The organism is Pseudomonas sediminis (assembly GCF_039555755.1).
GTDB lineage: Bacteria > Pseudomonadota > Gammaproteobacteria > Pseudomonadales > Pseudomonadaceae > Aquipseudomonas > Aquipseudomonas mendocina_D.
In genome coordinates this window covers 3,159,528-3,171,713 of record NZ_CP154631.1, presented here as the reverse complement: position 1 = coordinate 3,171,713, position 12,186 = coordinate 3,159,528, and the positions used below count along the sequence as shown (strand labels likewise).

Below are 12,186 nucleotides of genomic sequence, written 5' to 3'. Positions count from 1 at the left end.
CGGCTCGACTGGCGCTCAGGGTTTAAGGGATTTGAACAACTTGCGCAGCAGGCCGAGGGGCGACGCTTCACGGGGTTCGGCAGCCGGGCCAAGGCCCAGGACGATACAGCTGATATTGTCTCTGCCGCCATGGCTATTGGCCAACCCCACCAGTTGCTCGACCATCATTTCGAGCGTGGCCGCCTCAGCGCAACAGCGCTGGATGGCAGCGTCGTCCAGCTCGCTGGTCAGCCCGTCGCTGCACAGCAGCAGCAATTCGTCCGGCTCCAGTCGGACGCGCAGCAGGCCGACATCAGGTGCATCTCCAACCTGCCCCAGGCACTGCACGATCACGTTACGGCGTGGGTGCTCACGCGCCTCCTCGGTGCTCATCTGGCCAGCATCGACCATGACCTGAACCCAGCTGTGGTCGTGACTGAGCTGCTCGATATGTTCGCTGCCGATGCGATAGGCGCGGCTGTCACCAACCCAGGCCAGCTCGAACTCATCCCCGTTCAGGCGCACGGCAACCAGCGTACTGCCCATGCCCGCCCCGCCCGCAACAGGTTGCGCCGCCGCGGCGATAGCCAGGTGGGCTGCATGCACCGCTGCAAATAGCTCCTCGCCCTGTTGCACGGCGCCCACCAGCTCCTCCAGCGCCAAGGCACTGGCCACCTCGCCACGCTCGTGCCCACCCATGCCATCGGCCAGCGCCCACAGCCCCAGATCGGGACGGCAGACCAGAGCATCCTCGTTATGCGTGCGTACCTGGCCGGCAACGCTTTGCGCAGCGAACACCACGGATACAGGGGAGGACTGAGACACGCGGCGAATCCTTGAGCAAAATGCGATTCCCCATGATGCGGCGACGCGAACGGGCTGTCACCGCCCGCAAGGCCGTAAATGCGCAACCGTTAACCAAAATGCGATGGTTAAATAAGTCGCCAGATCCGCCACCTGAACCCATGACCTCACCGCGTTTTCGCCGCTTGCCCCTGCAGTTGCGACCTCTGGTCGACAAGTTCTACCGCGACCACCGCTCGCCGATGCGCAGCCAGGCGGGGGATGAACTGTGGGTGGCGGAAAACGCCAGCGAGATCGTCGCAACCCTGAGCCTTCGCCCTGTAGCGGGAGGACAGTGGCTGACTGGCCTGTTCGTCGCCCCCGCGCTGCGGCGCCAAGGCGTGGCAGCAGCATTGCTCAATCGCAGCCTGGCGCTACATCCCGAGCCAGTCTGGCTGTTCTGTCACCCCGAGCTGCACACCCTCTATCAGCGCCTGGGCTTCGAGGACTGTCAGAGCCTGCCGGCCGAGCTGGCCGAACGACTGACCCGCTATCAGCGCAACAAGTCGCTAATCTCGCTGCGCATCCACTGAGCGGCCTGTCGCCCTGGGCAAAAATACTGGCACTTTGCTCAGGAATGCCCCTTGCCATTCGCGGTCAAAGCTCTGCATGCTTGTTCCATAACAACGAAAAGAAATGCTATGGCTACCCAGACCGCTCGTTTGCTGAAGCGCCTGCGCAACGATTTCCAGCTGTCGATCATCACCCTGATGGGTCTGTTCGGCGTGATCGGCATCTCGCCCTATGCCGTCTACCGCCTGCTGGAAGGCAACTACCTGGTCGGTATCGCCGACACCATCATCGTCCTGTCCACGCTCTTTGCCGTGCGCTATGCCTGGCTCACCCGGGATACGGTCAAACCTGGCATTTTCCTGGCAGCCGTGCTCTCTATCGCCGCCACGCTGATCGCCATCAACCTGGGGGTCAATGGCCTGTTCTGGATCTATCCGCTGATCCTGTTCAACTTCTTCATGGTCACCCCTGGCAAGGCCTTGCTCGCCAGTTCGCTGGTTCTGGGCAGCCTGACCAGCCATGCTCTGCTGATACCCGGCAGCGTGTTCGAAAGCCATTATCAGATGGTGTCATTCCTGGTCACCTGCATGATGGCCAGCGTGCTCAGCTTCATTTTCGCCTTCCGTACCCGCAACCAGCGCGACCAACTGCAGGAGATGGTTCTGCATGACCCGCTGACCGGCGCCCGCAACCGCAGGGCCATGAACGAAGAACTGAAGATCGCCATGGCCAGCCACCGCCGCCACAGCGACAGCTACGGACTGCTGGTGATGGACCTGGATCACTTCAAACAGATCAACGACCGCTTTGGCCATCATGTCGGCGACCAGGTACTGGTGGCCTTCGTCGAGCTGATCATGCGCTGCTCGCGCAAGGAAGACCGCCTGTTTCGCTTCGGTGGTGAAGAATTTCTGCTCTTGCTGCCCAACACCGACACAGAGGGTCTGCGCACTGCCGCGCGGCATCTGCTGGACAAGGTCGCCAGTGAACTGGAAAGCCCGGGCGGCGCAGTCACCGTCTCCATCGGCGGCGCTATCCTGCATAGCGGCGAACATTGGGAAAGCTGGCTGCAGCGCGCCGATGAATGCCTCTACCGGGCCAAAAGCGAAGGACGTAACCGCGCCGTGATCGCCGACAGCCTGAACCAGGCTGCCGCCGCGTCATGAGGTCTCAGCGGCTGCGTTGTTGCTGATAACGGCCACTGCCTGGCTGACGCTCGATGATCAATCCACCCGGATATTCGGTGCTCTGGCGAATACCACCACGGGTTTCGCTGGAATAGCTGCCATAGCTGCTTTCCTGACGCACGCTGCCCTGCGGCAGACGCTGCCCGCCATAGAGGTTGTGCTGCTCATAACTCGACGAGCCCGAGACGCTGCCACTGGCACCGGGGCTGACGTAGCTCTTGGGAATGACGCGAATGGTCTGCGGCTGATCAGCGAACGCAGCACCGGCCAACATCGTAGCCAGGATCAACACAAGCGAACGAACGAACATGAGTACCTCCCATCTGAGCGGGGCCAGGCATTGCCCGCCTGAAACCCGAAAACCATCATCACACCGGCTTTGACAACAACACGAGGGAATTTTCATACCTGAAACGACAAAGGGTCAGCCGAAGCTGACCCTTTGCTGGAAATGGTGCCGGAGATAGGAATCGAACCTACGACCTTCGCGTTACGAGTGCGCTGCTCTACCGACTGAGCTACACCGGCGGGAAAACGTCGGCATTATGCGAGTTGCCACGCTCGCGCTCAAGTCGCTGAAGCATCAGCTGTCGAGCAGTTCGATGCGGTCGTCGTGGATGCGGATCAAGCCCTGTTTGTAGAGACCGCCGATGGCCTTCTTGAAGTTGCCCTTGCTGACCCGGAAATGCTCGGAGATCAGCTCTGGCGGGCTCTTGTCACCCAGCGGCAGTACACCATCCTGCGCACGCAGTCGTTCGATGATCTGCTCGGCCAGGCCACTGGCAGCTTCGTGACCAATGGGCTGCAGGCTCAGGCTGATCTTGCCGTCGGCGCGCAGCTCTTTGATGTAGCCCTTCTCGCGCATGCCGCTGCGGATGAACTTGAACAGCTCGTTCTTGTGGATCAGGCCCCAGTGCTTGCCGTCGATGATGGCCTTGAAGCCGAGATCGGTACGCTCGACCACCAGTAGGTCGACTTCCTGGCCGACCTGGTAGTTGGCCGGCACCTTGTCCAGGTGGCGATCCAGGCGCGCGGTGGCGGTGAGGCGGCGGGTGCGTTTGTCCAGATAGAGGTAGATCACGCAGTAGTCGCCGATCTGCAGCGGGCGTTTCTCTTCAGAGTGCGGCAGCAGCAGATCCTTGGGCAGGCCCCAGTCGAAGAACAGCCCAACGCGGTTGATGTCCACCACTTTGAGGCTGGCGAACTCACCGAGCTGGATCTTCGGTTTCAGGGTAGTGGCGATCAGCTTGTCTTCGCTGTCGAGGTAGAGGAACACGTTGAGCCAGTCCTCGACTTCGCTCGGCGTGTCCTTGGGGATGTAGCGCTTGGGCAGGAGGATTTCGCCGTCCGCACCACCGTCCAGGTACAGACCGAAGTCGGTGTGCTTGACCACCTGCAAAGAATTCATCCGCCCAATCAAGGCCATCGCGTTTCACCTCACCAAAACAGCCGGCCATTCTACCCGAGTTAATCCTCGACCGGGCTGACGGTGTGGCGAATCGACGGCCGGTCGACTGGTGGCGTAAGTAACTGGGAAACAAGCCATAAATTGTCGCGAAAAGCCGCCCATGCGCGGCGTTATGGTATTCATCATGGCGATTAACCAAGCAGAAAGAGGCTGCTTGAGGCATAATGGCCGGCCGCCCATCTGAAAGAGATCAAGGTCATGGCCACCCTGCGCGTGAAGTCCTCCTCCAGCAAAGTCAGCAAACCCGCCCCTGCCGTGGAAACCCGCGAGTCCATCGAGGCGCAGATTGCTGCCTTCCTGCAGGGCGGCGGCGAGATCCAGCAGATCGCCAAGGGCGTCAGCGGCCAGACTTACGGCGGCACTCGCCAGATCACCATCAGCAAGAAGTGATCGCCTCGGGTGCGCGATGCGCACCCAGCCTCTCCCCCTCCTGCTTTACTCGCTCGCCAGCCCCAGGCGCAGCAACTGCCCTTTCGGCGCATCCGTCAGCACATAGATATAGCCGTCCGGCCCCTGCCGTACGTCGCGTACCCGTGCGTTCAGCGATTCCAGCAACCGCTCCTCATGGGTGATCTTGTCGCCGTCGAGCTGCAGGCGAATCAGCGCCTGACCGGAGAGCGCACCAATGAACAGGTTGTGCTGCCAGGCCGGGAAACGCTCGGCATCGTAGAACGCCATGCCGCTGATGGCCGGTGATTTTTCCCAGACATGATGCGGCGGTTCGGTGCCCTCCACGGTTTTGCCCTTGGCCTCGGGAATCGCCAGCATCGAATAGTTGATGCCATGGGTCGCCAGCGGCCAGCCGTAGTTCTTGCCGGCCTCGGGAATGTTGATTTCGTCGCCACCACGTGGGCCGTGTTCATGGGTCCACAAGCGGCCACTCCAGGGATTGAGTGCCGCGCCCTGCTGATTGCGATGGCCGTAGGACCAGATTTCCTCGCGCGCGCCGTCACGGCTGGTGAAGGGGTTGTCCTCAGGAATGCGCCCGTCCGGGAAGATCCGCACCAGCTTGCCCTGCAGCTTGTCGAGGTCCTGCGCGGTGGGGCGATTGTTGTTGTCGCCCAGAGCGATGAACAGATGGCCGTCACGGTCGAACACCAGGCGCGAACCGAAGTGCGTGCCGCTGGACAGCTTGGGTTGCTGTCGGAAGATCACCTCGAAGCCTTCCAGCGCCGAGGCATCGGCCGACAGCTTGCCGCGCCCTACGGCCGTACCTGCGGCACCGTCGCCCTCCTCGGCGTAGGACAGGTAGACCAGGCGATCCTTGGCGAAGTCCGGCGACAACACCACGTCGAGCAAGCCACCCTGGCCAACGGCGAACACCTTGGGCACACCGCGCAGTGGTTCGGATACTTCACCCTCGGCGCTTACCCGGCGCAAGGCGCCTGGCCGCTCGCTCACCAGATAACCCTGTCCCTCCGGTAGAAAGGCGACGGCCCAGGGGTTGGCCAGACCTTCGGCGACGGTGTGAACGTTCAGCGGCCCCAGCTCGGAGCTCAGTTGCCGATCTTCGGCGAAGCTGTACTGGTAACCGAACAGGGCGACCAGACCGAGGGCTGCGAGGGGTTTCAGGCGCGGCATCATGGCGTCTCCAGGCGTCAGACAAGCGGCAATAGTGCAACAGCCCCTCAACCGTGGCAGCCCCGTAAAAGTTTCCTCAGGTTTCAGTCCGTCAGGTAACGCTGCTCGATGCGCTGGTATTCGCCGGACTCACGCAGCAAGCGTAGCCCCTCGTCGAAGCGCCGACGTTGTTCCTCCCGGCGAAAGCCGACGCTGTATGGCGTGGGCGGGAATATCTCGAACCAGGCCAGTGGCTGGGTGACGTCGACCTGGTCGTTCACCTCGCGATCCAGGTAGCGGATGATGCGCTCGTCGCCCACCACCACATCGGTGCGGCCGCTGTAGAGCAGGCGGTTGCGATTAATCTGCAGCGCCTCCTCGCGATAGCGCGGGTTGTTCATGGCCATGCGCTCGAACTCCGGCCCCATCAGCAGTCGCGCACGCTGGAAGGCGCTGACCGCGTACTGGCTGAGGTCGGAGATCTGCTCGATGTGATAACCGCGCTTGGCTAGCGCCACTGCCACGTTCTGGTAATGGATGTAGACGTCCGAATAGAAGGCCTGCACGCCACTGCGCTCGTGGGTAGTGGTGATGGCATCGATCTCACCGCGGCGCAGCATCAGGTGCAGGCGCTCTATCGGCGCGTAATAGGCGGTCACTTCAAAACCGGCGTTACGCGCGGCACGCTCCACCAATTCATACTCCAGGCCACGCGGCTCACCTTCGTAGACATAAGGCGGCTTGTGCGTACCAAAGCCGACATGCAGCACCTCGGCCGCAACCGTCGCGCTCAGGCACGCCAGCATCAATCCCAGCCACCATCTGACCATCGTCTACCTCGTTATCGGACCCGCCAGAGCATAGACGCCTGACCACCTTCATAACCAGAGTGGATGCCGGCTGATTCATTCCGCTTTGCCCTATCGCGGCTAGACTGGCTGCACGCATTTTGCGCCTGCCTTCAGGAGACCAAGACCATGCTCAAAGCCGAATACCAACAGCGCGGCCCGGTACCGCAAGACGTGATCAGCGCAGTGCCACTGCAACTGCCGGAGCCCGCTGCCGGGCAGGTGCGGGTCAAGGTATTGGCTGCACCGATCAACCCGTCCGACGTACTGACCCTGACCGGCGCCTACGGCATGCTGCCGCCACTGCCGGCCGTGGGCGGTAACGAAGGCGTCGGCAAGGTCGAGGCGCTTGGTGAAGGCGTCAGCAACTTCAAGGTCGGCCAGACCGTGCTGCTGCCGGTCGGCTGCGGTACCTGGGTCACGGCCTTGAACGCCCCGGCCGAGAAACTCATTCCGCTGCCGGATGCCGACCCGCTGCAACTGGCCATGCTCACCGTCAACCCGCCCACCGCCTCGCTGCTGCTCAGCGAGTTCGTCGACCTCAAGCCAGGCGACTGGGTAATCCAGAACGCCGCCAACTCGGGTGTCGGCAGCTACCTGATTCAGCTGGCCAAGCTGCGCGGTTTCAAGACCATCAACGTGGTGCGCCGTGATTCGGCCATTGCCGGTGTCGAGGCCGAGGGCGGTGACCTGGTGCTGGTCGATGGCCCGGACCTAGCCAAGCGCGTGCGCGCAGCCACGGGCGGCGCTGAAGTCCGCCTGGGTATCGACGCAGTTGGCGGCGTCAGCACCGACAACCTGGCAGCGGCCCTGGCCAACGGCGGCGTGCTGGTGAACTACGGCATGATGAGCGGCCAGGCCTGCCAGGTGTCGCCGGCCTCCTTCGTGTTCCGCGACGTGACCCTACGCGGTTTCTGGCTGGCCAAGTGGTTCCAGCAGGCCAGCCCAGCGCAACAGATGAAGGTGTTCGGCGAACTGGTGCAACTGATCGCCAGCGGCAAACTGAAGACCCGCGTCGCGGCGACTTATGACCTGGAGCACATCAAGGACGCCGTAGCCGCTGCCGCCAGCGGCGAGCGTGATGGCAAGATTCTGCTGGTGCCCTGATGCTGTGGGTGATTGCTGCGCGCAGCTCACCCTGACTCCGACATTCAAACGGTGCGTCCACCTGCTAAGGGCGCACCGTTCACCGGCCCACCGTGATAACGCGGCCCGCTTCTCATGCACATCAATGCGCCCTGCATGCGCTGCATTGGCGCTATCCTCCTGGGCCTGAACCCGGCTTACGGATATCCATGTCCTTGGCGCAACACGCCTGCAGCCACGCCCTCGTTCTATGCAAGCCAATGTCGGCAGACGCCACTCAAGCTGATAGCCGGCAGACATAAGGCAGAGGGCTTTATTCCGTGCTAGAACAATGGAGCCGGTCATCTTTTGACCAATACCCGACTGACTGGCAATGTAAGCCTGTAATTCATCGAATTGGACGCTCACACCGCCGCGAGGCGGGGGGAGATGGCTATGGAAGGACTCTCGATCCGCTTTCTTGTCGATATGCCAGAACAGGGACGGCTCCTGCTCGATTGCCAACACGATCCCTGGCTCGTGGCCCTTTCGTACGTCATCGCCAGCGTCGGCAGCCTGAGTACACTGACCATCGCCCGCCATCTCGACCAGGTGCAAAGACGCAGCATGCGTCTGATCTGGGGCCTGCTCGGCGGGCTGTGCCTGGCGGGTGCCATCTGGTCCATGCACTTCATCGGCATGCTGGCGTTCCAGGCGCCTGTCGCCATTCGCTACGACCTTGCCACCACGGTGCTGTCGCTGTTGGTGGCCCTGGCCGCTGCCCTTCTCGCCGTTTATTACATGGTCATGCCGCGCCCCGGCTTGAGCCGACAGTTGCTGGCCGCCAGCATCATCGGCCTGGGTATCAGCGCCATGCACTACAGCGGTATGGCGGCGATCCGCTCGGATGCTCAGGCCTACTACCACGGCGGCCTGTTCACCCTGTCCATCGTCATCGCCATCAGCGCCAGCTTCGCCGCGCTGCTGCTCAACCGCTATGTACGCCATGGCTCGCCGCGTCGACAGCGCTGGATGAAATATTCGGCAGCGCTGGTGATGGGCGCGGCCATTGCCTCGATGCACTACACCGGCATGAGCGCGCTCAACCTGGTGGTGCCGGACGGCACTGCACTGCAATTGCGCAGCGCCGACAATAGCGTGCAACTGGTGCTGATCGTCGCCTCCATCACCCTGCTGATTCTCGGCCTGAGCCTGGCCGCAGCCTGGGCCGGACGCAAGCTCGACGACAAGGAGCGCGACCTGCAGCGGGTCAACACCTTGCTGGTGCAGCTCGATCAGGCCAAGGCCTCGCTTGAGCAAGTGGCGCATATCGACCCACTGACCGAGCTGCTCAACCGCCGTGGCTTCAACCGGGTTTTCGCTGCCACCCTGGAGGAGCACGCGGTGACCGGCCGCAGCCTGGCGGTGATGTTTCTCGATGTCGATCACTTCAAGCGCATCAACGACAGCCTTGGCCACGATGCCGGCGACGAACTGCTACGCGTGGTGGCACAGCGCATCCGCAGCGCGTTGCGTGAGCGCGACATCATCGCGCGCTTCGGCGGCGACGAGTTCTGCGTGATCGCCAGCCTCGACAGCACTGCCGACCCACGCGCCCTGGCCGCGCGCATGCTGGAGCACATGAAGGAGCCAATTGGCCTGGCTGGGCGCAAGATCGTGATGACCACCAGCGTCGGCATCAGCCTGTTCCCACAGGACGGCAGCAGCACCGACGAACTGCTCAAACATGCCGATCTGGCGCTGTATCAGTCCAAAGGCAGCGGCCGCAATGTGGTGCACTTCTTCAACCCGCACCTGAAGCAGAAAGCCTCGTACGAGCTGCAACTTGAAGAAGACCTGCGCCAGGCGTTGCAACAGGATGACGGGCTGATTCTCTACTACCAGCCGATCATCGATCTGCGCAGCGGCGAGCTGAGCAAGCTCGAAGCCCTGGTGCGCTGGCATCACCCGCAGCACGGCCTGCTCACACCGGAGCGCTTCATCGCCATTGCCGAGGCCAACGGCTTCATCGACCTGCTCGACAATTGGGTGCTGCGCCGCGCCTGCCTGGACCTCAACAGCCTCGATCACATGGGCTATCCAGGGCTGAAGATCGCGGTCAACTGCTCGGCCCTGAACCTGGCCAACGATCAGTTACCCGGGCGCATCGAGCAGTTGTTGAACGCGACCCGTTGCCCTGCTCACTGCCTGGAACTGGAGGTGACCGAAAGCGCGCTGCTGAGCAACATCAACCGCGCCATCGGCCTGCTGGAAAACATTCGCGCGCTGGGCGTCAGCCTGTCCATCGACGACTTCGGCACCGGCTATTCCTCGCTCGCCTACCTGCGCCGCTTACCGCTGGATACGCTGAAGGTCGACCGTTCCTTCATCCAGGACGTCGCCCACTCCAGTCAGGACCGCGAGATCGTCCACGCCATCATCGCCATGGCCCACGCCCTGCACCTGAAGGTCGTCGCCGAAGGCGTGGAAACCGCCGAACAGCTGGCGTTCCTGCAGGAGCGCGACTGCGATCAGGTGCAGGGTTATCTGTTCAGCAAACCGGTGCCGCTCGAGGAAATCGTCGCCCTCTTCCCGCCGCATTACCGGCCGCTGGAGCGGGTCGGCACGCGGTTCTAAGATCCTGAGGCAAACATCTGGTGCGCGCGGCGCACCCTACCCGAACCGCGATACGCCGATGCGCCGATGCGCCGTAGGGTGCGCCATGCGCACCGAGCCAAACACCCATCACCGGTCCAGCCACCCAGCATGTGAATCGCCCTGCGCACAGCGCCCCTAGGCGCGCTGCTGCCACTGCGCCAACCAGCCGAGGCTGGCCTGCGTGCCCACCTCGCCCGGTTTGTACTCGGCGCCCAGCCAGCCGCTGTAACCGCTGTCACGCAACGCACCGAGCAGCGCCGGAAAGGCCAATTCCCCCGTCCCCGGCGCACCGCGCCCCGGCATATCGGCGAACTGCACATGGCCGATGCGTCCAGCCAGCAGGCGCATGCCTGCCGCCACATCGATTCCCTGGCGCGCCATGTGGTAGAGGTCGTATTGCGCCGCCAGATTCGGGTGATCCACCGCGCGCAGCAGCGCATCCAGATCCTCCGGCGTGTTGATCAGGAAACCTGGCATGTCGATGGGGTTGATCGCCTCCACCAGCACGCGAATGCCCAACGCCGCGAAAGCCTCGGCGCTCTTGCGCAGGTTGGCGGCCAGGCAGTCCAGCGCCTGCTCGCGGCTCACGCTTTCAGCCAGGCGCCCGGGCAGCACGTTGATGCAGGCCGGGCGCGCCATGGCGGCGTAGGTCAGCGCTTCCTGCAGCGCGGTGTCGAACTCCACCTGTCGCGCCGGCACGCTGGCCAGGCCGGGACCACCCGTCATCAGATCGCCCGCTGGCACGTTGATCAGCACCAACGGCAGCGCGGTCAACTCCAGCACTTCTTTCAGGGCGACCGCTGGCAATTCGTAGGGGAACTGAACTTCCACACCCTCGAAACCCGCCATCATCGCCGCCAGTACACGCTCGCGCAGTGGCAGCTCGGTGAACAGCATGGACAGATTGGCAGCGATCTTCATGGGCATTGCTCCCGCAACATTTCCACCAGGGTAGCCGGGTCGCGCTCCAGATTGCCCTGGCTGCCGTGCAGGCGCATCAACTGTGCGGCCAGGCCGCTCATAGGCGTGGCACTGCCCTGCTCGCGGGACAGTTTGACCGCCGTATCGAGGTCCTTGAGCAGCGTGCGCACGTGCCACTTGATCGGTTCGAACTGGCTGGCCGCCATCTGCGGCGCCAGAATCTGCAGCGGTTTGGAGTCGGCGAAACCACCGGCCAGTGCTGGAGCGATCAGGCTGGCATCGACGCCGGAGCGCTCGGCCAACGCCACCACTTCGGCGATCACCAGGGCGTTGCAAGCGACGATCATCTGATTGCACACCTTGGTCACCTGCCCCGCGCCGACCTCGCCCATGCGCGTCAGGCGCTGGCCCAGGTGCGCGAGAATCGGGCGTATACGCTCCACGTCCTCTTCGCGACCACCGGCCATGATCGCCAAGGTGCCGGCCTCGGCCCCTGGCGTACCGCCGGAAACCGGCGCATCCACCCAGCGCATACCGGTGCGCGCTTCCAGCTCAGCGGCCATCTCACGGGTGGCAGCCGGCTCCAGGCTGGAGAAATCCACCAGCAGCTGCCCCGGCCTTGCTCCTTCGACGATCCCACCCGGACCGAACACCACCTCACGTACCACCTCGGTATTGGCCAGGCACAGCATCACCACATTGGCATCGCGGCACAGATCAGCGGGGTTCTCCACGCGGTGCGCACCCTGCTCCAGCAGCGACGTGCATTTGTCCGGCGTGCGGTTCCAGAGTGTCAGCGGGTAGCCGGCAGCGAGCAGGCGGCGGGTCATCGGCAGACCCATCAGGCCGATACCGGCGAAGGCGATGGCAGGCAGTGAAGCGGTCATACAAGGCTCCAGAGGCAGTGGAAAATCGATCAGCCAATACTAACCGCGACGGGGGCTTCGTCTGGAGCTTTCATCGATCAGTCCCGCGATCTCGGCCACAGACCTCAGCCCGCCTCCTCACAAAATACTTATGCGCATGATTGATTTGTACATTTAGTAATAATTATCATTAATTGAATCTAAAAAGATAAGATCCATCATGCACAACAGGAATAAGAACGCTCTGCTGGGCCTTCTGCTCGCCAGCTGCAGCGCAC

Annotated in this window: 12 protein-coding genes and 1 tRNA gene; 5 read left to right on the top strand and 8 right to left on the bottom strand. The window is 62.9% G+C overall.

The window, feature by feature from the left end; genetic code table 11:
- Positions 1-15 precede the first annotated feature (15 nt).
- Entirely contained in the window at positions 16-804 is a 789-nt protein-coding gene (locus AAEQ75_RS14945) for a PP2C family protein-serine/threonine phosphatase (protein WP_343349477.1), read from the bottom strand.
- Between the two features lie 140 nt (positions 805-944).
- Here AAEQ75_RS14945 and AAEQ75_RS14940 point away from each other — a divergent pair, with 140 nt between their 5' ends.
- Together AAEQ75_RS14940 and AAEQ75_RS14935 are read left to right on the top strand one after the other, a co-directional pair.
- Positions 945-1,355: a GNAT family N-acetyltransferase gene (locus AAEQ75_RS14940; RefSeq protein ID WP_343349474.1), complete on the top strand. Its 411-nt coding sequence runs from the start codon at positions 945-947 to the stop codon at positions 1,353-1,355.
- A 108-nt stretch (positions 1,356-1,463) separates the two neighbouring features.
- A complete protein-coding gene (locus AAEQ75_RS14935) occupies positions 1,464-2,501 on the top strand; it encodes a GGDEF domain-containing protein (RefSeq protein ID WP_343349472.1) in 1,038 nt (345 codons plus the stop codon).
- Between the two features lie 4 nt (positions 2,502-2,505).
- On the opposite strand, the gene AAEQ75_RS14930 is transcribed toward AAEQ75_RS14935, so the two are convergent.
- From AAEQ75_RS14930 to AAEQ75_RS14920, 3 genes are all read right to left on the bottom strand, one after another.
- Positions 2,506-2,832: a hypothetical protein gene (locus tag AAEQ75_RS14930; RefSeq protein WP_343349470.1), complete on the bottom strand. Its 327-nt coding sequence runs from the start codon at positions 2,830-2,832 to the stop codon at positions 2,506-2,508.
- A 142-nt stretch (positions 2,833-2,974) separates the two neighbouring features.
- Positions 2,975-3,050: transfer RNA gene (locus tag AAEQ75_RS14925), tRNA-Thr, on the bottom strand.
- A gap of 55 nt (positions 3,051-3,105) precedes the next feature.
- Positions 3,106-3,948, bottom strand: a complete 843-nt coding sequence (locus tag AAEQ75_RS14920; RefSeq protein ID WP_279921536.1) for a CvfB family protein — start codon at positions 3,946-3,948, stop codon at positions 3,106-3,108.
- 240 nt (positions 3,949-4,188) lie between these two features.
- Between AAEQ75_RS14920 and AAEQ75_RS14915 the strand changes: the two genes are divergently transcribed.
- Positions 4,189-4,380: a hypothetical protein gene (locus AAEQ75_RS14915; protein ID WP_003462311.1), complete on the top strand. Its 192-nt coding sequence runs from the start codon at positions 4,189-4,191 to the stop codon at positions 4,378-4,380.
- A 45-nt stretch (positions 4,381-4,425) separates the two neighbouring features.
- Here the strand turns inward: AAEQ75_RS14915 and AAEQ75_RS14910 are convergent, their stop codons facing one another.
- Positions 4,426-5,571 carry a PQQ-dependent sugar dehydrogenase gene (locus AAEQ75_RS14910; protein WP_343352401.1) on the bottom strand — a complete coding sequence of 382 codons (1,146 nt, stop codon included), beginning with the start codon at positions 5,569-5,571 and terminating at the stop codon, positions 4,426-4,428.
- Between the two features lie 83 nt (positions 5,572-5,654).
- On the bottom strand, positions 5,655-6,356 hold the full coding sequence (locus AAEQ75_RS14905) for a substrate-binding periplasmic protein (RefSeq protein WP_343352399.1): 702 nt from the start codon (positions 6,354-6,356) through the stop codon (positions 5,655-5,657).
- Positions 6,357-6,527: 171 nt separating this feature from the next.
- On the opposite strand from AAEQ75_RS14905, the gene AAEQ75_RS14900 reads away from it, so the two are divergent.
- Together AAEQ75_RS14900 and AAEQ75_RS14895 are read left to right on the top strand one after the other, a co-directional pair.
- Complete coding sequence (locus AAEQ75_RS14900; protein ID WP_099525596.1) at positions 6,528-7,505, top strand: zinc-dependent alcohol dehydrogenase family protein; 978 nt, start codon at positions 6,528-6,530, stop codon at positions 7,503-7,505.
- Between the two features lie 498 nt (positions 7,506-8,003).
- On the top strand, positions 8,004-10,100 hold the full coding sequence (locus AAEQ75_RS14895; RefSeq protein WP_343349465.1) for a putative bifunctional diguanylate cyclase/phosphodiesterase: 2,097 nt from the start codon (positions 8,004-8,006) through the stop codon (positions 10,098-10,100).
- A 156-nt stretch (positions 10,101-10,256) separates the two neighbouring features.
- On the opposite strand, the gene AAEQ75_RS14890 is transcribed toward AAEQ75_RS14895, so the two are convergent.
- Together AAEQ75_RS14890 and AAEQ75_RS14885 are read right to left on the bottom strand one after the other, a co-directional pair.
- The gene (locus AAEQ75_RS14890) at positions 10,257-11,042 is read right to left on the bottom strand and encodes a TIM barrel protein (protein ID WP_179574162.1); all 786 of its coding nucleotides are present in this window, start codon (positions 11,040-11,042) and stop codon (positions 10,257-10,259) included.
- Positions 11,039-11,929: an NAD(P)-dependent oxidoreductase gene (locus tag AAEQ75_RS14885; RefSeq protein ID WP_343349464.1), complete on the bottom strand. Its 891-nt coding sequence runs from the start codon at positions 11,927-11,929 to the stop codon at positions 11,039-11,041. The genes AAEQ75_RS14890 and AAEQ75_RS14885 overlap by 4 nt, the downstream gene beginning before the upstream one ends.
- Between the last annotated feature and the right edge of the window lie 257 nt (positions 11,930-12,186).

Coding starts and splice junctions, on each gene's coding strand:
- AAEQ75_RS14940 (WP_343349474.1), top strand. CDS start 945: ATGACCTCACCGCGTTTTCGCCGCTTGCCCCTGCAGTTGCGACCTCTG.
- AAEQ75_RS14935 (WP_343349472.1), top strand. CDS start 1,464: ATGGCTACCCAGACCGCTCGTTTGCTGAAGCGCCTGCGCAACGATTTC.
- AAEQ75_RS14930 (WP_343349470.1), bottom strand. CDS start 2,832: ATGTTCGTTCGTTCGCTTGTGTTGATCCTGGCTACGATGTTGGCCGGT.
- AAEQ75_RS14920 (WP_279921536.1), bottom strand. CDS start 3,948: ATGGCCTTGATTGGGCGGATGAATTCTTTGCAGGTGGTCAAGCACACC.
- AAEQ75_RS14915 (WP_003462311.1), top strand. CDS start 4,189: ATGGCCACCCTGCGCGTGAAGTCCTCCTCCAGCAAAGTCAGCAAACCC.
- AAEQ75_RS14910 (WP_343352401.1), bottom strand. CDS start 5,571: ATGCCGCGCCTGAAACCCCTCGCAGCCCTCGGTCTGGTCGCCCTGTTC.
- AAEQ75_RS14905 (WP_343352399.1), bottom strand. CDS start 6,356: ATGCTGGCGTGCCTGAGCGCGACGGTTGCGGCCGAGGTGCTGCATGTC.
- AAEQ75_RS14900 (WP_099525596.1), top strand. CDS start 6,528: ATGCTCAAAGCCGAATACCAACAGCGCGGCCCGGTACCGCAAGACGTG.
- AAEQ75_RS14890 (WP_179574162.1), bottom strand. CDS start 11,042: ATGAAGATCGCTGCCAATCTGTCCATGCTGTTCACCGAGCTGCCACTG.
- AAEQ75_RS14885 (WP_343349464.1), bottom strand. CDS start 11,929: ATGACCGCTTCACTGCCTGCCATCGCCTTCGCCGGTATCGGCCTGATG.